The organism is Pandoraea sp. B-6 (assembly GCF_000282835.1).
Classification (GTDB): domain Bacteria; phylum Pseudomonadota; class Gammaproteobacteria; order Burkholderiales; family Burkholderiaceae; genus Pandoraea; species Pandoraea cepalis.
In genome coordinates this window covers 1-19208 of record NZ_AKXS01000250.1, presented here as the reverse complement: position 1 = coordinate 19208, position 19208 = coordinate 1, and the positions used below count along the sequence as shown (strand labels likewise).

Here is a 19208-nt window from a genome sequence, read left to right as displayed (position 1 = left end):
TGGCCGGGCCGGAGTCTGCCTCGCAGGCCGTGACGTCGCCGCTCGTACCCGGCACACCGGTCACGTCGCCCACCGCGTCCGCGCCCACGGCACCGGCCCCGACAAAGCCGTCGCCCGCCGATATTCTCAGCGGCAAGTCGACGGTGCCGGTCGCGCCGCAGACCACGCCGCCCGCCAGCGCGACGGACACCGCCAACACGGGCTACTACCTGCAAGTCGGCGCATTCAAGTCGCAGAGCGACGCCGAGCAACTGCGCGCCAAGCTGGCGCTCTCGGGCTTCGAGGCGAAAGTCACGCAGCGCGATGCCAACGGTCTGACGCTCTACCGCGTGCGCCTCGGCCCGTATGGCAAGCTCGACGAGATGAACCATGTGCGTCAGCGCCTGCAGGATGGTGGCTACGACACGGCCGTGATCCGCTTCACGAAGCAATAAACGCAAGAGGTGTTGCTCGATAAGGGCAACGCCTTTTGTTTCGTCGCCCGGCACCGCGTCGCGCCCGTGCGGAATGCATGCCCCACCGGCGGCATCGCTCGGGAAACGCCGGGGTTGCCGGGAGGTTGAACCCGGCAGCGCGGCGCTGGTCATACGCACTAGCTTATCTGTCTGAATCCGGGATATGGTTTCGCAGGAACGCCGACCAACCGATGGCTGGCGCGTCTGCCTCACTCCTCAACAACGATCATGAAAAAACTTCTTGGTACCGTTCTGCTGTCTTTCGGTTTCCTTTGCGGCGCCGCCTCGGCCTCGCCCGAAGCCCCGGTCGCGGGAACCGATTACCTGGTGTTGCCGCAAGCACAGCCCACGTCGGCCGGCGCGGGCAAAATCGAAGTCACCGAATTCTTCTGGTATGGCTGCCCGCACTGCAATGCGCTCGAACCGTCGCTGGAAGCGTGGGTCAAGAAGCAAGGCAAGGATGTCGTGTTCAAGCGCGTGCCGGTCGCCTTCCAGGACCGCTTCGAGCCGCACACCCGTATGTTCTACGCACTCCGCGCGCTGGGCCGCGAAGCCGAACTCACGCCGAAGGTCTTCAACGAGATCCACGTCAAGCACAACTATCTGCTGACGGCGCAGACCCAGGCCGACTTCCTCACGCAGTTCGGCATCGACAAGCAGAAGTATCTCGACGCCTATAACGGCTTCTCGACCCAGGCCAGCGTGAAGACGGCCAACAAGACGTGGCAGGACTACAAGATCGACGGCGTGCCGACGATCGCGATCCAGGGCAAGTACCTGGTCTCGCCGGCCACCTCGGGCGACGCCCTGCAAAAGGCCGGCAAGCCGGCCACGACCGAGCAGCAGACGTTCGATGCGGCGCTCAAGACGGCCGACGCCATCATCAACCAGATCCGCGCGAAGAAGCTGTAAGCTTCGCCGCTCACCCAGCCCGGCCCCGGCCGGGCTTTTGCATTAGATGGCAACACACACGACATCACCGAAGGTCTTTATCACGGGCGCCTCGAGTGGATTGGGCGAAGCACTCGCACGCCACTACGCCGCGCAGGGCGCCATCCTCGGGCTGGTGGGCCGACGCGGCGACAGGCTCGCCGATCTGGCCGCCTCGCTCCCCCATCCGCATGCCGTACATAGCTACGCGCTCGACGTGCGTGACGCGCTCGCGTTGCGCGCGGCGGCCGACGACTTCATGGCGCGTCACGGCGTACCGGACATCGTTATCGCGAATGCCGGCATCAGCCACGGCGTGACGACTGAAGACCCGGCCGATCTGCCGCACTTTGCGTCGGTCATGGACACCAACTGGCTGGCGATGGTGGCCACGTTCAGCCCCTTCGTCGCGCCAATGCGCGAACGCAAGCAGGGCACGCTCGTCGGTATCGGCAGCGTGGCCGGTGTGCGCGGTCTGCCCGGGCATGGCGCCTACAGCGCATCGAAGGCCGCCGCGATGACGTACCTCGAAAGCCTGCGAGTGGAATTACGCGCCGCCAAGGTCGCGGTCGTGACGATTGCGCCCGGCTACATTCGCACGCCAATGACGGATGGCAATCCGTTTCCGATGCCGTTCCTGATGCCCCCGGACACGTTCGCGCGCAAGGCGGCCGCGGCGATCGCTCGACGCAAGCGCTTCGTGGTGCTGCCGTGGCCAATGGGCGTGGTGGCCTGCGTCATGCGATGCCTGCCGCGCTGGCTTTACGACGTGCTCTTCGCCCGTGCGCCGCGAAAGCCACGGTTGTCCGAGCGCAACGTACAAAACGCCCCCTCGGCCCATGCCGACCCGCCGCCCGACGATCCCTCAACAGGCCCCAAATAGCGGCCAACGCAGGGATATTCCCCAAATCCAAGGGTGAAACCGGGGGAAGCTCAATGTCACGCGTTACATTGCTCCGAATCCCTAACGCGCGACGTCCCCATGAACGCCATGTCAACGCAAGCCGCGTCACGCGCTTGCCCCAATCGCGGCGTCGCGCTACACCGACGCATCGCCCTCATCCTTAGCCTGCCGCTTGCCCTGATGGTTTCCGGGTGCGCGGCGTTGGACCCTGGCAACTGGCAAATCGTCGGCCCGCCGGAGTCGTACATCCGCCCCGCCCCGACCCTCGTCGCGCCCGCCCCCATGGTCGTCGCCCCTGCACCGGTGATCGTGACGCCGGCGCCCACCATCATCGCGCCCGCCCCCGTCATCATTGCGCCGCGACCGCCCGTCGTCATCGCGCCCGCGCAGCCATACATCGTCGTGCCGCAGGCGCGACCACGCACGTCGCGCGATGCCGCTCACTTCCTGAGCGAGAAATGCTATCTGCAGAAGGGCGGCTGCTACACCAGCGAATACCGGGAAGGCTACGAGTTCAACCCCTACACCGGCACGTGGGAATGGGTCGGTCAACGAGACTACCGGTGGAAAGGCAGCCGCGGGAATCGATAGTCCGACACGCCCAAGTTTCTCCCTTGGAACACGCGCCGGCCGCCGTGGCAGCGCGGATTATTGAACCGTTGTGGTGCATTGCGAACCTGCGCTAGAGTGCTTGTGTAACTTCGATAGAGGTACACACGACGTTAAACCGGTCTTGCCGTCAGCGAGCGGACGGATGTCGACGGACGTTAGCAGACCGATCCGACTGCGGCACGCCCAACCAAGCAGGAGAGGCATATGCAGGCAACCCCCACCGGCGCGCCGGTCATCGATCCGGCACTGCGACGCAAAGCGGTGATCGGTTCCACGCTGGGCAATGCATTCGAGTGGTTCGACTTTACGGTCTACGGTCTCTTCGCGGTCATCATCGCGAAACTCTTCTTCCCTGCGGAAAACGATACGAACTCGCTGCTCGCGAGTGTGGCGTCGCTTGGCGTAGCGTTCTTCTTCCGTCCCATCGGCGGGCTCGCATTCGGTTTGTACGCCGACCGGGCCGGGCGCAAGTCGGCGCTCTCGGTCATGGTGTTGCTCATGGCGCTGGGCACGGGCCTGATCGGCATCGCGCCGACGTATGCGGCGATCGGCTTCGCCGCGCCGCTGCTTATCCTGCTGGCACGCGTCATTCAGGGCTTCTCGGCGGGCGGTGAATTCGGCGGCTCGACGGCCATGCTCATCGAGTTTTCGCCGCCCCACCTGCGCGGCTTCTACGGCAGTTTTCAAATGTGCTCGCAGGCACTGGCCGTCGCGTTCGCCGGGCTGTGCGCGTATGGGCTCAACACGTCGCTCACCAAGGAGGCACTCGAATCGTGGGGCTGGCGGCTTCCGTTTCTGTTCGGGATTCTGATCGGTCCGGTGGGTTTTTATATTCGACGTCGCATGACCGAGTCGCCAGAGTTTCTGGCCTACGCGGCCGCGCGTGCACCGACCCGCCGCACACCGCTCGCCGACGTCTTCTCGCATCACTATCGCGCCCTCATCGCCGGCTTCGGCCTGACGGTTGCCGCAACGACGTCGTTCTACGTCACGCTGATCTATACGCCGATCTACGCAGTCAAGCAGTTGGGATTGACGCAGGGCGCCGCGAGCCTGTCGACGTTCATCGCCGCCATGCTGATCGCCGCGCTGTGCCCGCTCACGGGCTGGATTTCGGATCGCGTGGGCCGCAAACCGCTGATTCTGCTGTTCGTGCTGCTCTACGGCCTGACGTCGTTCTGGATGTTCACGCGGCTGCACGGTGCGCCGTCGATGGGCAATCTGCTGCTCGCGCAGATTCTGCCGGCCGTCTGCATGGGCTTCGTGTGGGGCGCGTTCCCGACGGCGGTCACCGAGGTGTTCCCGGTCGGCGTGCGCTCGACGGGCGTCTCGATTCTCTACAACGTCTCGGTGATGTTGTTCGGCGGTCTCGCGCCGTTCTGGATCACGTACCTGATCAAGGCGACGCAGAACCCGCTGGCCCCCGCGTATTACATTCTGATGACGGTGACGATCAGCCTGGTGACGTACGGTTTGCTTGGTCGCGACGGCCGCAACACGGCGGCATCGACGCAGCACGCCTGACGTCGCACGCGACGCCGAAAGCACGCGCGCAAAAGCAATGCCCCGGCGACCTGATTCGGTCACCGGGGCATTGTTTTCTGGTCAACCGATCCAGTCGGCCGATCATATGCGACGCTCGCACCTGTCGCTCGTACCTGTCACTCGCACCTGCCGCGAAGGCAGGTCTCCGTGCAGGTCGGTCACGCAGGTCCGATCAAACTGGGGAAAAGCGCCAGACGCCCTTCGCATCCTGCTCGCGCTTGAGTTCCCCCGAACGCCAGAGCATGTGCAGGTGCGCCAGCGCTTCGCCCATGGCGAAGGTGGTCTGGTGCGCATCGAGCTTGCGATGGAACATGATCGGCACGATATCGCCCGCGCTTTGCGGCGACCGGGCGCAGGCGTCGCGCACCTCCTGCAGCCGCGCGGTGTGGTGATCGCGCAGTTGGCCGATGCGGGTGTGCAGTCCGGTGAACGGCCGGCCATGCGAGGGCAGCACGAGACAATCGGCGGGCAGATCGAGATAGACGCCGAGCGAGTCGAGGAACAGTTGCAGCGAGTTGGCTTCGGGTTCGATGTCAAAGACGCTGACATTGGTCGAGATGCGCGGCAGCACCATATCGCCGGAGATGAGCACGTTGTGCTGTTCGGAGTACAGCGCCATGTGCTCCGGCGAGTGGCCATAACCCGCGATCAAACGCCAGTCGCTGCCGCCGATGCGCAGGGCCTCGCCATCGCGCAAGCGGAAGAAGCGCGACGGCACTTCGGGCACGAGATCGCTGAAGTAGGTCTTGCGGTGGCGGATCTGGTCGATCATGGCCTCATCGGCGAGACCATGCGAAATAAAGTGCGCCACGGCGAACTCTCCGCCGGCATTGGCGGCGTTGTTGTTGACGGCCTCCGACATGAGGCGGCCCCATGCGTAGTCGCCCTGCGACATGGCGAGCCGGGCCGACCAGCGGGGTTTGTCGCCGCCCTTGCAGATCCAGTGCGCGAGGCCGAGGTGATCGGGGTGGCAATGCGTGACGACGACACGCAGAACCGGCTCGCCGCCGAGCGCGTTCTCGAACACTTGTTCCCAATAGGCCTTGATCTGCGGATGGGTGATGCCGCAATCGACGACGGTCCAGCCTTTGACGCCGTCGATATCGTCGCGCAGCAACCACAGGTTGATGTGATCGAGCACGAACGGCAGCGGCATGCGCACCCAGAAGACGCCTGGCGCCACTTCGTGCACGGTGCCGCCTTCCGGCAAGAATTCTCCGAGGGGGTAATTCAGTTGTTGTTCAAGGGCATTCACGAGGACCACGCTCCAGATGGACTTGTTCTGTCGTTATCGGTTAACGCCGTCACCGATTGCATAGGAAGCAACTTGACGCTAACGTAAACGGCAATTCTATCTGCAATGGTAAGCACCTGCTTAACCCGATGCTCACATACACGATTACCGAGCTTGCCCGCGAGTTCGACATTACGCCCCGCGCGATCCGTTTCTACGAGGATCAGGGGCTGCTCACACCGGCCCGCGAAGGTCCCGGCGGGCGCCACCGCGTCTACACCGGGCAGGATCGCACGCGTCTGAAGCTGACGCTGCGCGGCAAACGTCTAGGACTCACGCTCTCGGAGATCAAGTCGATTCTCGATCTCTACGAGTCGCCCAAGGATACGGTGTCCCAGCTTCGCGTGTTCCTCGAAACGCTGTCCCAGCATCGGCAGGGGCTCGAGCAGCAACTCGAAGACCTTCACGCCACGCTCGACGAGGTCGCGCAACACGAAGCCCAATGTCTCGCGCTGCTCGAGGCTGCCGGCGAAGCCGCACCCGCCGACGTCGCTCAACGGTCGAAGACGACGTCCGTGTCGCACTGATTCGTCAGGTTTCGACTTCTGTTTCGGCCTTGGCGTCGGCCTCGGTTTCAACCACTTACTGCCCCAACCCGCCTCAACCCGCCTCGCCCTGCATCCTGTCCGGGGTCGCCTCCCGCCCGGCCGACCTTCGCGCTTTCGATGCTGGAAAGCCCTTACTTTACGTTTACGTAAACGTAAAGTAATATCTGGGCACTCGGCTTTGTCCGTACTTTCGCTCCCATCATGGCCAACCTCCCTGTCTCTCACGCTGCACCGCTCGACGACGCCGTCGCCGCAAAAATCCGCGCCAGCTTCGACCAACAGGGCGTCATGACGCATTGGGGCGCGTTGCTCTCGCATCTTGCCGACGGACACTGCGAAATCTCGCTGCCGTTCTCGGACAAGGTCAACCAGCAGCACGGCTTTTTCCACGGGGGAGTGATCGGCGCCATCGCGGACTCCGCCGGCGGCTACGCAGGCTACACCCGCATCTCGCCGGACCAGGAACTGGTCACCGCCGAATACAAACTGAACATTCTCGCGCCCGGCAAGGGCGATACACTGATCGGACGCGGCCAGGTCGTGAAAGCCGGTCGCACGCTGATCGTCGCCACCGCCGAACTGTTCGTTGTCGACGACGACAAATGGACGCTTTGCGCACTGATGCAGCAAACGCTGTTCGTGCTGGCGGCAAGTCCCTCGGCAACGTCGTCTCCCAAGACTCGCTGAGCGCCCCCGCCACCGGATCACCGAATCAACCTCATCAGCCGCACCATCGAACCCATGCGCGGGCTAACGGCCACGCGCCACCCTCTGGAGACTGTGTCATGACCCTGTTGCCCGGACTCAATTTCATGCTCGGCGAAGACCTCGATATGCTGCGCGAATCGGTCGCGAACTTCGCGTCCAAGGAAATCGCCCCGCGCGCAGGCGAAGTGGACCGCACCGACCAGTTCCCGATGGACCTCTGGCGCAAGATGGGCGACCTCGGCGTGCTCGGCATGACGGTTTCGGAAGAGTACGGCGGCGCGAACATGGGCTATCTGGCCCACATGATCGCGATGGAGGAAATCTCGCGCGCCTCGGCGTCGATCGGCCTGTCGTACGGCGCGCACTCGAACCTCTGCGTCAACCAGATCCACCGCAATGGCACCGCCGCGCAAAAGGCGACGTACTTGCCCAAGCTGGTGTCGGGGGAGCATATCGGCGCCCTCGCGATGAGCGAGCCGAACGCCGGCTCGGACGTGGTCAGCATGAAGCTGCGTGCCGAGAAGCGCGGCGACCGCTTCGTGCTCAACGGCACGAAGATGTGGATCACGAACGGCCCGGACTGCGACACGCTGGTCGTCTACGGCAAGACCGATCCGGAAGCGGGCGCCCGCGGCATGACGGCCTTCCTTGTCGAGAAGGGCATGAAGGGATTCTCGGTCGCGCAGAAGCTGGACAAGCTCGGCATGCGCGGCTCGCACACGGGTGAGCTGGTGTTCGAGAACGTGGAGGTGCCGGAGGAGAACGTGCTGGGCCAGGTCGGCGGCGGCACGAAGGTGCTCATGAGCGGTCTGGACTATGAGCGCGCGGTGCTCGCCGGCGGCCCGCTGGGCATCATGCAGGCGGCCATGGACGTGGTCGTGCCCTATATCCACGACCGCAAGCAGTTCGGCCAGTCGATCGGAGAGTTCCAGCTCATCCAGGGCAAGGTCGCGGACATGTACACGATTCTGCAGGCAAGCCGCGCGTATCTCTACGCGGTGGGCCGCCAGCTCGATTCGCTCGGTCGCGATCACGTGCGTCAGGTGCGCAAGGACTGCGCGGGGGTGATTCTGTACACGGCCGAAAAGGCGACGTGGATGGCCGGCGAGGCAATCCAGATTCTGGGCGGCAACGGCTATATCAACGAGTACCCGGTCGGCCGCCTGTGGCGCGACGCGAAGCTTTACGAAATCGGCGCGGGCACGTCGGAGATCCGCCGCATGCTGATCGGCCGCGAGTTGTTCGCGGAAACGATGTAAGCCCACGACACATCGACTGACATTCAGGCGCAGGCAGCGGCGCTACAATCCCTTGAGATCGCCCCTGCGCCTGTCCCGACCGGTATGAATCACTTCCCGAAACTCCTGTCGTCGCAGTTTGCTTACGATGTCGCCCGCACGATGCTGGACGGCTTCGACAAGCATTACCGCATTTTCCGCGATGTATGCATCGCGGCGCAGGCGTGTTTCGAGGCGGGCGATTTCATGGGTATCCAGAAGCTCCAGCGCGACCGCATCGCCTATTACGACGAACGCGTGCGCGAATGCGTCGTGACGCTCGAAGACGAGTTCGACGCCCAGTCGCTCGACGACGATGTCTGGCAGCAAGTGAAGCTGCATTACATCGGCTTGCTCACCGAGCACCGTCAGCCGGAGCTGGCCGAGACGTTTTTCAACTCGGTGTGCTGCAAGATCCTGCACCGTTCGTATTTCAACAACCGCTTCATCTTCGTGCGCCCCGCCGTGGCGACGGAGTACATCGAGAACGACGCGCCCGCCGCGAAGCCGACGTATCGCGTCTATTACCCGGCGCAAGACGGCATGGCCCCCACGATCGCGCGCATCGTCACGAATTTCCAGCTCAAACGCCCGTTTGCCGATCTGACGCGCGACGTCGGTTATGTGATGCGCGCCCTCGATGAGACGCTCGGCGACTTCGTGCCCGCGCCGAATTTCCAGATTCATGTGCTCGCGTCGCTGTTCTTCCGGAACAAGGCCGCCTATATCGTGGGACGTATCGTGAACGGCGATGTGACCACGCCCTTCGCCCTGACGATCATGCACGACGCGAACGGCATGCTGACGCTCGACGCCGCTCTGCTGCGCCGCGAGGAACTCCGCGTGGTGTTCGGCTTCACACATGCCTATTTCATGGTCGATATGGAAGTGCCGTCGGCCTACGTGCAGTTCCTGCGCACGATCATGCCGGGCAAGCCGAAAGCGGAGATCTATACGTCGGTCGGTCTGCAGAAACACGGCAAGAACCTGTTCTATCGCGATTTCCTGCATCACCTGAAGCATTCGAGCGACCTGTTCGTGAGCGCGCCGGGCATTCGCGGGCTGGTCATGCTGGTTTTCACGCTGCCCTCGTATCCGTACGTATTCAAAGTGATTCGCGAGCGCTTCGCGCCACCCAAGGAGACCACGCGCGAGCAGGTGAAAGCGAAGTACCTGATGGTCAAGCAGCATGATCGCGTGGGCCGGATGGCCGATACGCTGGAGTTCTCGAGCGTGGCCTTTCCGCGCGCGCGTTTCGACGACGCCCTGCTCGCCGAACTCCAGCGCGAAGTGCCCTCGCAGCTCGAAGTCGACGGTGACGCCCTCGTGATCCGCCACTGCTACATCGAGCGCCGCATGACGCCGCTCAATCTGTGGCTGCAAACGGCATCGGACGCCGAGGTCGACCACGCCATGCGCGAGTACGGCAACGCGGTGAAGGAGCTGATGGCGGCGAACATCTTCCCCGGCGATCTGCTGTACAAGAATTTCGGTGTCACGCGCCACGGCCGGGTGGTCTTTTACGACTACGATGAACTGGAATATCTGACGGATTGCCACATCCGTCGAGTGCCGGAACCCCGTAACGAAGAAGAGGCGATGTCGGGGGAAGTCTGGTACCGTGTAGGCCCGCACGACGTGTTTCCGCAGACGTTCGAGACGTTTCTGACAGGAGACGCGCGCGTGCGGCACTCCCTGAGCCAGCATCATCCGGATTTTTTCGACCCCGGCCTGTGGCAGGACTACCAGGACCGGGTGCGAGCCGGACAGATGCACGACTTCTATCCGTACGATGTCTCGCTGCGTTTCGTCAATCGCTACGGCACCGGCCACGGTGCCACCAGCGCCCCGCCCCGCGCGGCGGCCGCTTGAGCATGCGATGTCTCCCAGCACACGACACGTTCACCGGATGACACGATCATGACCGAAGACAAAGACCAACCTCTCCTCCATCTGCTCGATAACAACCGCGCCTGGGTCGCCAGCGTGAACGCGGAAGATCCCGCATTTTTCGAGCGGTTGTCAAAGCTGCAAACGCCGGAGTACCTCTGGATCGGCTGCTCGGACTCGCGCGTGCCGGCTAACCAGATCACGGGCCTCGCGCCGGGCGAAGTGTTCGTCCACCGCAATATCGCGAACGTCGTGGTGCACAGCGATCTGAACTGTCTGTCGGTATTGCAGTTCGCCGTCGAAGTGCTGAAGGTTCGCCACATCATGGTGGTCGGCCATTACGGTTGCGGCGGCGTAGGCGCGGCGCTCGACGGCGCGAAGATGGGCCTCGTCGACAACTGGCTGCGCCACGTGCGCGATGTGTACGAGCGCCACGTCGAGCAAATCGACGCGCTGCCGTCGCGCGACGCGCGTCACGACCGACTGTGCGAACTGAACGCCATCGAGCAGGTGGTCAATATCTGTCATACGACGGTATTGCGCGACGCCTGGGCCCGCAATCAGCCCGTAACGGTGCACGGCTGGGTGTACGGCCTGCGCGACGGGCTGGTGCGCGACCTGCGCATGTCGGTCAACAGCCTCGAAGCCCTGCCGCGCATTTACGACCGCTGCGTGGCCGCGATGGCCGAATTACGCAATCCGCGCGCCTGAGCGAGCCACCTTGTCCGGCCACGCCGGACACCCCTCGCCGGGCACACGGACGATGCAAGGACTGAAGCATTGGATATTCGGGGGCTGACGACCCGGTTCGCAAGGACGATCGTCGGCCCCCGCAAGCAATTACAGGAGACTGCCATGCAACACGACCCGATCGTTATCGTTTCCGCCGCACGCACGCCGATGGGCGGCCTGCAAGGGGTATTCGGCGATGTGACCGCACCGCAACTGGGTGCCGCTGCCATTCGCGCCGCCGTCGAACGCGCCGGAATCCAACCCGAGCAGGTCGACGAAGTGGTCATGGGCTGCGTGCTGCCCGCCGGCCAGGGTCAGGCGCCTGCGCGTCAGGCCACGCTCGGCGCCGGTCTGCCGCTCGCCGCCGGAGCGACCACCGTCAACAAGATGTGCGGGTCGGGCATGCGCGCCGCCATGTTTGCGCACGACATGCTCGTGGCCGGCAGCGCCGACGTGATCGTCGCCGGTGGCATGGAAAGCATGAGTAACGCCCCGTATCTGCTGCCGAAGGCACGCACCGGCATGCGCATGGGACACGGCCAGGTCATCGACCACATGTTTTACGACGGTCTGGAAGACGCCTACGACAAGGGTCGCCTGATGGGCACCTTCGCCGAGGAATGCGCCGACCGTTACGCCTTCACCCGCGAGGCCCAGGACGCCTTCGCCATCGCCTCGCTCGAACGCGCGCAAAAGGCCACGAAGGACGGCGCGTTCTCGTGGGAAATCGCGGCGGTGACGGTACCGGGTCGCAAGGGCGACACGGTGGTCGATCAGGACGAGCAGCCGTTCAAGGCCAACCCCGAAAAGATCCCGACGCTCAAGGCAGCCTTCCGCAAGGACGGCACGGTGACAGCGGCAAATTCGTCGTCGATCTCGGATGGTGCCGCCGCCTTGGTACTGATGCGCGAATCGACGGCCAAACGTCTCGGCCTCGCACCGCTCGCGCGCATCGCCGGACACACCACCTTCGCCCAACAGCCGGGCCTCTTCACCACGGCGCCGGTCGGCGCGATGCGCAAGCTCTTCGAGAAGACCGGCTGGTCGACGAACGACGTCGATCTGTATGAAATCAACGAAGCCTTCGCGGTCGTCACTATGGCCGCGATGCACGAGTTCAACCTGCCGCACGAGAAGGTCAATATTCATGGCGGCGCCTGTGCGCTCGGCCACCCGATCGGCGCCTCCGGCGCCCGCATCCTGGTCACGCTCATCGGTGCGTTGCGCCAGACCGACGGCAAGCGCGGCGTAGCCAGCCTGTGTATCGGCGGCGGCGAAGCGACAGCGATGGCCATCGAACTCGTTTGACCCCGCAGGCTCACGCACTGGCCCACAGGAATCACAGGTCATGAAAACAGCGCTCATCATCGGTGCCTCGCGCGGCATCGGCATGGAATTCGTCAGACAGTATCGCGACGACGGCTGGCGTGTCTTCGCTACAGCACGCCATGAGGACGGTCTGGCGGCCTTGCGCGAGTTGGACGCCGAGCCGTTGCAGCTCGACGTCACGCGTGTGGAGTCGCTCTCCGGCCTGTCGTGGCAACTCGATGGCGTGGCCCTGGACGTCGCGATCTACAACGCAGGCGTGAATTCGGAGCGCACCACGGGCCTCGCGCCGATCACCATGGCCGAGTTCGACCGCGTGTTCCACACGAATGTCCTCGGCGCCATGCAGGCCGCGCCGCTCGTGTTGCCGTTCGTCGAGGCCGCCGGCGGCGCGTTTGGCTTTCTTTCGAGTCGCATGGGCAGCATCGCCCTGATGGAGACGAATGGCAGCTGGCTTTATCGGGCAAGCAAGGCGGCCGTGAATTCGGTCGTCAAGGCCACGTCGCTCGAAGCGCGGCGCGCCACCTGCGTCGCAATGCATCCGGGCTGGGTGCGCACGGACATGGGCGGCGAGAACGCGGACATCGACGTGCAGACGAGCGTGGCCGGCATGCGGCGTGTGCTCGCCCGAGCACCGGGCGAGCGCGCCACGCACAACGGAGGTTTCTTCAATTACGACGGCAACGCACTTGCGTGGTAATCGCAGGAAAAAATAAATTCGCGACCGGGCAGACATCGTCCGGCGCGAAACGGAATAACAAGCTGTAGCCACACCGCCGCATCTTTTGATTCGCGGGCCAGACACGTCACTCGGAAACGGAGCCCACATGACGTCCGCCATCGACTTTTATTTCGATTTCGCATCCCCGTATGGGTATTTTGCGAGCACCTGCATCGACGACATCGCGACGAGACACGGGCGTGGCGTGGCGTGGCATCCGATCCTGCTCGACATCGTCTATAAGGTGAACGGCACGGGCGCACCGACGCAGCATCCGATCAAGACCGCGTATCTGCGGCATGACGTGGAGCGCACCGCGCGGTTTCACGGCATCGCGTACAAGCGGCCGACGCACTTCCCGATTCCGACGCAAGCCGCCGAGCGCGCCGTGCTCTGGGTGCAGGATCATCACGGCGGCGACCTGTCCGCCGAGTTCGCGAAGTCGATCTTCCACGCGCTTTACGTCGACGACGTGAACATCGGCGACCCGGCGGAACTCGTGCGTCTCGGCGAGGCCCTGGGCATCGACGGCACGAAGCTCGACGCCGGCATGCACTCGCCCGCCGCCAAGGACCATCTCAAGGCCGAAATCGATCTGGCGATGGCGCGCGGGGTGTTCGGCTCGCCCTTCGTGATCGTGGACGGCGAACCGTTCTGGGGCTTCGACCACTTCCCACAGGTCGAGGCCTGTCTGAAGCAAGGCAAGATCTGACAACAAGGCAAGACTCACGATGGCAAGACCCCAAACGTCGCGCAGCGCGATGACGCCAGACCTCGAGCGCGACACCTGCCCTTGCGGCGGGCCCACGTTCGACGACTGCTGCGCGCGCTACCTGGAACACGGCGACATGGCGCCGAGCGCCGAAGCGCTGATGCGCTCGCGATACACGGCGTTCGTGCGTCACAACGCCGCGTACCTGCTCGACACCTGGGCGGCGCGCACGCGTCCCGCCACGCTTGACTTCGACGACGCACCGCAATGGCTTGGCCTGCAGATCAAGGCCCATCGCCAAAGCGATGCGTCGCATGCCGAAGTCGAATTCGTCGCCCGCTACAAGGTCGGCGGACGGGCGCACCGGCTGCACGAACGCAGCCGCTTCGAGCGCTCGGACGACGGCCGCTGGCGCTACATCGACGGCGACCTGTTCGACTGACCCCGCCGCGGTGCACGTCCACGAAACGCCTCCAACGACTCCCTCACTCTCCACCGGATTTCGTCACATGCCGATTCTTGAAAGCAAGCTCAACCCGCGCGGCGAAGACTTTGCACGCAACGCGGCCACGATGCAGACCCTGGTCGACGACCTGCGTGCCCGCATTGCACAACTGGCCGGTGGCGGCGGTGAGGCCGCGCGCAAGAAGCACATCGCGCGCGGCAAGCTGCTGCCGCGTGAGCGCGTACAACAGTTGCTCGATCCGGGCTCGCCGTTTCTCGAACTCTCGCAGCTCGCGGCCATCGGCATGTATCACGACGACGCCCCGGGCGCCGGCATCATCACCGGCATCGGCCGTGTATCAGGCCAGGAGTGCGTGATCGTCTGCAACGATGCCACGGTCAAGGGCGGCACCTATTACCCGATGACGGTCAAGAAGCACCTGCGCGCGCAGGAGATCGCCGAGCAGAACCATCTGCCGTGTATCTACCTGGTCGACTCGGGCGGCGCCAACCTGCCGAACCAGGACGATGTCTTCCCCGACCGCGATCACTTCGGGCGCATCTTCTACAACCAGGCGCAGATGTCCGCGCAGGGCATTCCGCAGATCGCCGTGGTGATGGGGTCGTGTACCGCCGGCGGCGCCTACGTGCCTGCGATGAGCGACGAGTCGATCATCGTCAAGGAACAGGGCACGATTTTCCTCGGCGGCCCGCCGCTCGTGAAAGCGGCCACCGGTGAGGAAGTGAGCGCCGAAGACCTCGGCGGCGCCGACGTCCACACGCGCCTGTCGGGCGTGGTCGATCACTTCGCGCAGAACGACGCGCACGCGCTGTCCATCGCGCGCAGCATCGCAGCGAATCTCAACCGTCGCAAACCGGCCACGGTTGCGGTCAAGCCACCGGTCGAGCCGAAGTACGACGCCCGAGACCTGTACGGCGTGATTCCGTCCGACACGAAGAAGCCGTTCGACGTACGCGAAGTGATTGCGCGCCTGGTCGACGGCTCCGAGTTCGACGAATTCAAGGCGCGCTACGGCACCACGCTCGTGTGCGGCTTCGCGCATCTGTGGGGCTATCCGGTCGGCATCGTGGCGAACAACGGCATCCTGTTCTCCGAGTCGGCCCAGAAGGGCGCGCACTTCATCGAGCTGTGCTGCCAGCGCAAGATCCCGCTGATCTTCCTGCAGAACATCACCGGCTTCATGGTCGGGCGCAAGTACGAGAACGAGGGCATCGCCAAGCACGGCGCGAAGATGGTGACGGCGGTCGCCACCGCGAACGTGCCGAAGTTCACGGTCATCATCGGCGGCTCGTTCGGCGCCGGCAACTACGGCATGTGTGGCCGGGCCTACTCGCCGCGCTTCCTGTGGATGTGGCCGAACGCCCGTATCTCGGTGATGGGCGGCGAGCAGGCCGCGTCGGTGCTCGCCACGGTCAAGCGCGACGGCATCGAGGGCCGTGGCGGCCAGTGGAGCGCCGAGGAAGAGGATGCCTTCAAGCAGCCGATTCGCGATCAATACGAGCGCCAGGGCCATCCGTACTACGCCAGCGCCCGCCTGTGGGACGACGGCGTGATCGATCCGGCGGATACCCGCACCGTGCTCGGACTGGGGCTGTCGGCCACGCTCAACGCGCCCATTCCCGAAACGCGCTTCGGCCTGTTCCGCATGTAATCGCCCGCAACGGCCCATCGAGGAATTCCACGTCATGAATCTCGTCACGTTAAAAGTCAGCGTCGACGCCCACGTCGCCACCGTCACGCTCAATCGTCCGGACGTGCGCAACGCGTTCAACGAAACGGTCATCGAGGAACTGACGGGCGCGTTTCGCGCGCTCGCCACGAACGACGACGTGCGCGCCATCGTGCTCGCCGCAGAAGGCGTCGCCTTCTGCGCGGGTGCCGATCTGAACTGGATGCAGAAGATGGCCGGCTACTCGGACGCCGAGAACCGCGCCGACGCGATGACTCTGGCCGTCATGCTGAGCACGATCTATCGCTGCCCGAAGCCGGTGATCGCCCGCGTGCAGGGCGACGCGTACGCGGGCGGCGTGGGTCTTGCCGCCGTGGCCGACATGGTCGTGGCGGTCGACACCGCGCACTTCTGCCTGTCGGAGGCAAAGCTGGGCCTGATGCCGGCAACGATCGGCCCCTACGTCATTCGCGCCCTCGGCGAGTCGGCTTCGCGCCGCTATTTCCTCACGGCGGAGCGCTTCACCGCCGCGACCGCCCACCGTCACGGTCTCGTGCACGAAGTCGTGAGCGCCGAGGCGCTCGACAGCACCGTGCAGGCACTGGCCAAGGCGCTCGTCGACAACAGCCCGAACGCAGTAAAAGAGTGCAAACGGCTCGTGCAGGACTTCGCGAGTCGAGAGATCGACGACGGCGCCATCGCCGACACGGCGGACCGCATCGCGAAGATCCGCGCGTCCGACGAAGGCCGCGAAGGGGTGCGCTCGTTCCTCGAGAAGCGCGCGCCAGCATGGCGCGAAGCGTCCTGAGCGACGCACGTGCGTCAGGCCACATCATCGGTTACAAATTTTTTGGGGGAGGGGTGACGGCGGAGATGCCGCAACGTTATCGGCGGGTTTTGCGAATTTATCGATAACGTCACGCTACGGCACACAAAACAGCGATTTTTCGCACCAATTCCGCCTATTGCCCTACTAAAACGCTTTGCCTACCATGCGTCCATCCCCCCACCTCCGGCCCCGTGCGGCAGCGCCCTGCGCAATGCCCGTCACCGGCCAGCCGAACGGACGGCACACATTAGCTTGTAAGCGTCGTCCGTCGCGGCCAACCAAGGAGTCACCGATGGACGCCTCTTCGCGCCCCCCCGCCGGTCCCGGCGATCTCGCCGCGCGCAGTCTGCGACAGGTCTGGCACCCCTGCACGCAGATGAAGCAACAGGCACAGCTACCGCTCGTCGCGTTGTCCCACGGCGAAGGTCCCTGGCTCGTCGATACCGACGGCGAGCGTTACCTCGACGCCATCAGCTCATGGTGGGTCAATCTGTTCGGCCACGCGAATCCGCGCATCAACGCGGCACTCGTCGATCAGCTTGGCCGCCTCGAACACGCGATGCTCGCAGGCTTCACCCACGAACCGGTCGTTGCCCTGGCCGAGCGTCTGTCGGCGCTGACCGGCGGCGTGCTCGGCCATGCGTTCTTCGCGTCTGATGGCGCGTCGGCCGTCGAGATCGCCCTGAAGATGAGCTTTCACGCGTGGCGCAATCAGGGCCACAGCGACAAGCGCGAATTCGTCTGCGTGCGCCACGGCTATCACGGTGAGACGCTCGGTGCGCTCGCCGTGACCGACGTTGCGCTCTTTCGCGATGCCTACGACCCGCTGCTGCGCCACGCCCACGTGGTGGCCTCGCCCGACGCGCGTGACGCGCGCGACGGGGAGACGCCGGCCGACGTCGCGCGTCGCGCCGCGGCAGACCTCGAGACGTTGCTTACGCAGCGCGAGGGACGCATCGCCGCCGTCATCGTCGAACCGCTGGTGCAATGCGCGGCCGGGATGGCAATGCACGATCCCGAGTATCTGCGCCGCGTGCGCGCGCTGTGCGACCAGCACGGCGCGCATCTGATCGCCGACGAAATCGCCGTTGGGTGCGGACGCACCGGCACCTTCTTCGCGAGCGAGCAGGCCGGCATCTGGCCCGATCTGCTCACCCTGTCCAAGGGCATCAGCGGCGGCTATCTGCCCCTGTCGCTGGTGCTCTCGCGCGACGCGATCTACAACGCCTTCTACGACGACGAGACCGCACGCGGCTTCCTGCACTCGCACTCGTACACCGGCAATCCGCTGGCGTGCCGCGCCGCGCTCGCCACGCTCGACATCTTTGCCGACGACGACGTGCTCGCCAGCAACATACTTCGCGCACAACGCCTCACCCAGGCACTCGCGCCGTTGGCCGACGATCCGCGGGCCAGGCACTTGCGTCATCGCGGCATGATCTGGGCGTTCGATGCGGTGTTGCCGGACACCCCCGGCGCCGCCAGCGCCTTCGCGAAACGCTTTTACGCCGAAGCCCGGGCGCGCGGCGTGCTGCTGCGCCCCATCGGGGCCACGGTCTACCTGATGCCGCCGTACGTGCTCGACGACGACACCATCGACTGGCTCGCGGCGCAAACGCTTGCGGCCTTCGACGCCACGACGACGCACGGCACGGAGGTGCCCGCATGACAACCCATCCCCTGTTCGCCCGGCTCGACGCCGGCCTGGCCGACATCGACCGCGCGCATCTGCGACGCCGCCGCCGCGTGGTGTCCACGCCCTGCCAGCCCCATGTACGCGCCGACGGCCGCGACGTGCTCGCATTCGCCAGCAACGACTATCTCGGTCTGGCAGCGCATCCGAAGATTGTCGAGGCGCTCATCGAGGGCGCGCGGCGCTACGGCGCAGGCAGCGGCGCATCGCACCTCATCAGCGGTCATTCGCAGGCCCACGCGGAACTCGAAGACGCGCTCGCCGACTTCATGTCGCCCCATCTCGTCGACGGCCGCGCGCTGTACTTCTGTACCGGTTACATGGCCAACCTGGCGACCCTCTCCGCGCTCGCCAACAAGGACGCCGACATCTTCTCCGAAGCGCTCAATCACGCCTCGCTGATCGACGGCGCACGTCTGTCCCGGGCGCGCACGCACGTCTACCCGCACGGCGACGTCGACGCCCTGGCCGCGCTGCTCGACGCCAGCACCGCCGAGACGAAGCTGATCGTCACCGACGGCGTGTTCTCGATGGACGGCGATATCGCGCCGCTGCCACAACTGCTTGCACTGGCCGAACGACACAACGCGTGGCTGGTGGTAGACGATGCGCATGGCTTCGGCGTCGTCGGCGAGACGGGGCGAGGCGTGTTCGAGCATTTCGATCTGTGCTCGCCGAACCTTGTCATCATCGGCACGCTCGGCAAGGCCGCCGGTGTCGGCGGCGCATTCGTCGCCGCCAACGAGCGTGTCATCGAATGGCTCGTCAATCGTGCGCGGCCGTATATCTTCACCACGGCCGCCGCGCCGTCGCAGGCCCACGCACTGCTCACGAGCCTGGCGCTGATCGCCGGCGACGAAGGCCGCGAGCGCCGCGCCGCGCTGCAAGCGCGCATCG

At 64.9% G+C, this 19208-nt stretch carries 19 protein-coding genes; 18 read left to right on the top strand and 1 reads right to left on the bottom strand.

Annotated elements, in window-relative coordinates:
• The 5 genes from A985_RS27305 to A985_RS0101835 form a co-directional block, all read left to right on the top strand.
• Nucleotides 1–434, top strand: a 434-nt coding sequence (locus A985_RS27305; RefSeq protein ID WP_017231730.1) for an SPOR domain-containing protein, incomplete at its 5' end; no start/stop codon positions are given.
• Nucleotides 435–683: 249 nt separating this feature from the next.
• On the top strand, nucleotides 684–1367 hold the full coding sequence (locus A985_RS0101850) for a thiol:disulfide interchange protein DsbA/DsbL (protein WP_017231729.1): 684 nt from the start codon (nucleotides 684–686) through the stop codon (nucleotides 1365–1367).
• Between the two features lie 46 nt (nucleotides 1368–1413).
• Nucleotides 1414–2268, top strand: a complete 855-nt coding sequence (locus A985_RS0101845) for an SDR family oxidoreductase (RefSeq protein ID WP_051060047.1) — start codon at nucleotides 1414–1416, stop codon at nucleotides 2266–2268.
• Nucleotides 2269–2367: 99 nt separating this feature from the next.
• Nucleotides 2368–2880: a hypothetical protein gene (locus A985_RS23845; protein ID WP_017231727.1), complete on the top strand. Its 513-nt coding sequence runs from the start codon at nucleotides 2368–2370 to the stop codon at nucleotides 2878–2880.
• Nucleotides 2881–3105: 225 nt separating this feature from the next.
• Nucleotides 3106–4425 (top strand): MFS transporter, encoded by a 1320-nt coding sequence (locus A985_RS0101835; protein ID WP_017231726.1) that lies wholly within the window; start codon nucleotides 3106–3108, stop codon nucleotides 4423–4425.
• A 193-nt stretch (nucleotides 4426–4618) separates the two neighbouring features.
• On the opposite strand, the gene A985_RS0101830 is transcribed toward A985_RS0101835, so the two are convergent.
• Complete coding sequence (locus A985_RS0101830; RefSeq protein WP_017231725.1) at nucleotides 4619–5701, bottom strand: MBL fold metallo-hydrolase; 1083 nt, start codon at nucleotides 5699–5701, stop codon at nucleotides 4619–4621.
• Nucleotides 5702–5829: 128 nt separating this feature from the next.
• Between A985_RS0101830 and A985_RS0101825 the strand changes: the two genes are divergently transcribed.
• From A985_RS0101825 to A985_RS0101765, 13 genes are all read left to right on the top strand, one after another.
• The gene (locus A985_RS0101825; RefSeq protein WP_017231724.1) at nucleotides 5830–6267 is read left to right on the top strand and encodes a MerR family DNA-binding transcriptional regulator; all 438 of its coding nucleotides are present in this window, start codon (nucleotides 5830–5832) and stop codon (nucleotides 6265–6267) included.
• Between the two features lie 222 nt (nucleotides 6268–6489).
• The gene (locus A985_RS0101820) at nucleotides 6490–6975 is read left to right on the top strand and encodes a PaaI family thioesterase (RefSeq protein ID WP_017231723.1); all 486 of its coding nucleotides are present in this window, start codon (nucleotides 6490–6492) and stop codon (nucleotides 6973–6975) included.
• Nucleotides 6976–7073: 98 nt separating this feature from the next.
• The gene (locus A985_RS0101815; protein ID WP_017231722.1) at nucleotides 7074–8255 is read left to right on the top strand and encodes an isovaleryl-CoA dehydrogenase; all 1182 of its coding nucleotides are present in this window, start codon (nucleotides 7074–7076) and stop codon (nucleotides 8253–8255) included.
• Between the two features lie 84 nt (nucleotides 8256–8339).
• Entirely contained in the window at nucleotides 8340–10145 is a 1806-nt protein-coding gene (gene aceK / locus A985_RS0101810) for a bifunctional isocitrate dehydrogenase kinase/phosphatase (protein ID WP_017231721.1), read from the top strand.
• Nucleotides 10146–10193: 48 nt separating this feature from the next.
• Nucleotides 10194–10874, top strand: coding sequence for a carbonate dehydratase (gene can, locus A985_RS0101805; RefSeq protein ID WP_017231720.1), 681 nt, complete (start codon nucleotides 10194–10196; stop codon nucleotides 10872–10874).
• Between the two features lie 144 nt (nucleotides 10875–11018).
• Nucleotides 11019–12203 (top strand): acetyl-CoA C-acetyltransferase, encoded by a 1185-nt coding sequence (locus A985_RS0101800; RefSeq protein WP_017231719.1) that lies wholly within the window; start codon nucleotides 11019–11021, stop codon nucleotides 12201–12203.
• 40 nt (nucleotides 12204–12243) lie between these two features.
• Complete coding sequence (locus tag A985_RS0101795) at nucleotides 12244–12921, top strand: SDR family oxidoreductase (RefSeq protein ID WP_017231718.1); 678 nt, start codon at nucleotides 12244–12246, stop codon at nucleotides 12919–12921.
• Nucleotides 12922–13048: 127 nt separating this feature from the next.
• Nucleotides 13049–13654, top strand: coding sequence for a 2-hydroxychromene-2-carboxylate isomerase (locus tag A985_RS0101790; RefSeq protein WP_017231717.1), 606 nt, complete (start codon nucleotides 13049–13051; stop codon nucleotides 13652–13654).
• Nucleotides 13655–13673: 19 nt separating this feature from the next.
• The gene (locus tag A985_RS0101785; protein ID WP_198288635.1) at nucleotides 13674–14096 is read left to right on the top strand and encodes a YchJ family metal-binding protein; all 423 of its coding nucleotides are present in this window, start codon (nucleotides 13674–13676) and stop codon (nucleotides 14094–14096) included.
• A 67-nt stretch (nucleotides 14097–14163) separates the two neighbouring features.
• Complete coding sequence (locus A985_RS0101780) at nucleotides 14164–15771, top strand: carboxyl transferase domain-containing protein (RefSeq protein WP_017231715.1); 1608 nt, start codon at nucleotides 14164–14166, stop codon at nucleotides 15769–15771.
• Nucleotides 15772–15805: 34 nt separating this feature from the next.
• Nucleotides 15806–16597: an enoyl-CoA hydratase/isomerase family protein gene (locus A985_RS0101775; RefSeq protein ID WP_017231714.1), complete on the top strand. Its 792-nt coding sequence runs from the start codon at nucleotides 15806–15808 to the stop codon at nucleotides 16595–16597.
• Between the two features lie 313 nt (nucleotides 16598–16910).
• On the top strand, nucleotides 16911–18287 hold the full coding sequence (gene bioA / locus A985_RS0101770; RefSeq protein ID WP_017231713.1) for an adenosylmethionine--8-amino-7-oxononanoate transaminase: 1377 nt from the start codon (nucleotides 16911–16913) through the stop codon (nucleotides 18285–18287).
• The coding region (locus A985_RS0101765) for an 8-amino-7-oxononanoate synthase (RefSeq protein ID WP_017231712.1) at nucleotides 18284–19208 on the top strand (925 nt) is incomplete at its 3' end. The genes bioA and A985_RS0101765, both read left to right, overlap by 4 nt.

Coding starts and splice junctions, on each gene's coding strand:
- A985_RS0101850 (WP_017231729.1), top strand. CDS start 684: ATGAAAAAACTTCTTGGTACCGTTCTGCTGTCTTTCGGTTTCCTTTGC.
- A985_RS0101845 (WP_051060047.1), top strand. CDS start 1,414: ATGGCAACACACACGACATCACCGAAGGTCTTTATCACGGGCGCCTCG.
- A985_RS23845 (WP_017231727.1), top strand. CDS start 2,368: ATGAACGCCATGTCAACGCAAGCCGCGTCACGCGCTTGCCCCAATCGC.
- A985_RS0101835 (WP_017231726.1), top strand. CDS start 3,106: ATGCAGGCAACCCCCACCGGCGCGCCGGTCATCGATCCGGCACTGCGA.
- A985_RS0101825 (WP_017231724.1), top strand. CDS start 5,830: ATGCTCACATACACGATTACCGAGCTTGCCCGCGAGTTCGACATTACG.
- A985_RS0101820 (WP_017231723.1), top strand. CDS start 6,490: ATGGCCAACCTCCCTGTCTCTCACGCTGCACCGCTCGACGACGCCGTC.
- A985_RS0101815 (WP_017231722.1), top strand. CDS start 7,074: ATGACCCTGTTGCCCGGACTCAATTTCATGCTCGGCGAAGACCTCGAT.
- aceK (WP_017231721.1), top strand. CDS start 8,340: ATGAATCACTTCCCGAAACTCCTGTCGTCGCAGTTTGCTTACGATGTC.
- can (WP_017231720.1), top strand. CDS start 10,194: ATGACCGAAGACAAAGACCAACCTCTCCTCCATCTGCTCGATAACAAC.
- A985_RS0101800 (WP_017231719.1), top strand. CDS start 11,019: ATGCAACACGACCCGATCGTTATCGTTTCCGCCGCACGCACGCCGATG.
- A985_RS0101795 (WP_017231718.1), top strand. CDS start 12,244: ATGAAAACAGCGCTCATCATCGGTGCCTCGCGCGGCATCGGCATGGAA.
- A985_RS0101790 (WP_017231717.1), top strand. CDS start 13,049: ATGACGTCCGCCATCGACTTTTATTTCGATTTCGCATCCCCGTATGGG.
- A985_RS0101785 (WP_198288635.1), top strand. CDS start 13,674: ATGGCAAGACCCCAAACGTCGCGCAGCGCGATGACGCCAGACCTCGAG.
- A985_RS0101780 (WP_017231715.1), top strand. CDS start 14,164: ATGCCGATTCTTGAAAGCAAGCTCAACCCGCGCGGCGAAGACTTTGCA.
- A985_RS0101775 (WP_017231714.1), top strand. CDS start 15,806: ATGAATCTCGTCACGTTAAAAGTCAGCGTCGACGCCCACGTCGCCACC.
- bioA (WP_017231713.1), top strand. CDS start 16,911: ATGGACGCCTCTTCGCGCCCCCCCGCCGGTCCCGGCGATCTCGCCGCG.